Below are 235 nucleotides of genomic sequence, written 5' to 3'. Positions count from 1 at the left end.
CAGGCCTTGCAATACCACATCGGCTAAACCATCACCATCCATATCGTCAAACACATGGAAGCTCACGTTACTCCAGCGGTTGGGCCAGGTAATATTGTTTAAGGTATTGTTGCGGTCACTGCCATCTTTAATTTGTAGCTGATAGCGGTTGGTGTTGGTGTTTAATCCCGCGGCGGCAAGTTCTGGTGTATCGTCACCTGATATGTCAGGAATAGTCAGTAGGGTAGGGCTGTCC

At 48.5% G+C, this 235-nt stretch carries 1 protein-coding gene; it reads right to left on the bottom strand.

Annotated features, from left to right (window positions below; translation table 11 throughout):
* A partial coding sequence (locus ACX5KA_RS13915) for a hypothetical protein (RefSeq protein ID WP_458731460.1) occupies positions 1–235 on the bottom strand: 235 nt, incomplete at both ends.

The organism is Alteromonas alvinellae (assembly GCF_902705805.1).
Note: the sequence above shows the minus strand (reverse complement) of the source record. Positions and strands in the feature narration are given on the sequence as shown.